This window comes from Microbacterium sp. BF1 (assembly GCF_019279095.1).
Classification (GTDB): domain Bacteria; phylum Actinomycetota; class Actinomycetes; order Actinomycetales; family Microbacteriaceae; genus Microbacterium; species Microbacterium maritypicum.
Map to the genome: position 1 here is coordinate 1 of NZ_JAGYWT010000865.1, position 556 is coordinate 556.

Annotated in this window: 1 pseudogene; it reads right to left on the bottom strand. The window is 71.6% G+C overall.

The features are described from left to right. Window positions 1-413 (bottom strand): annotated as a pseudogene (locus tag KZA10_RS17255) (hypothetical protein); the annotation flags it as partial. Between the last annotated feature and the right edge of the window lie 143 nt (window positions 414-556).

Here is a 556-nt window from a genome sequence, read left to right on the forward strand (position 1 = left end):
AGAGCCGACGGCGAGGTCGGACCGGTGACGTCGCTGCGCACCTCGCCGGCCCGGCGCACCGTGTCGATCAGCTCCTCCTGCGGCCCGTCCGTAGACAGGGCCTGCACGGTGAGGAAGCTGCGCCCCCTGATCTGCTCGGGGAGCTGGGGGGCATCGGGCATGCGCATCGAGTCCAGGAAGACGTTCAGCGTGGGCGGAGCGGAGGCGGCGAGGTCGCGGACGGCACGGACGACCGCCGGGGCATCCGCGACGTCGAAGGTGAGATTCGCACCCCAGACGGCGGGCGCGCTGATGAGGTCGATCTCGAGTGCGGTCACCACGCCCACGAGGCCGCCGGCTCCTCGCAGTGCCCACATGAGGTCGGGGTCGACATCGTCATCGACGCGTTCGTGCGTGCCGTCTGTGCGCAGCACCCAGGCCGCACGGAGGTTGTCCGAGCCGAGACCCGCCGTGCGACTGAACCACGAGTGTCCGCCGCCCAGGGTGTACCCGGCGACGCTGACGACGGGGCTGGTGCCGGCCGGTGCGACTCATCCGGTGCCTTCCAGGGCCTCGA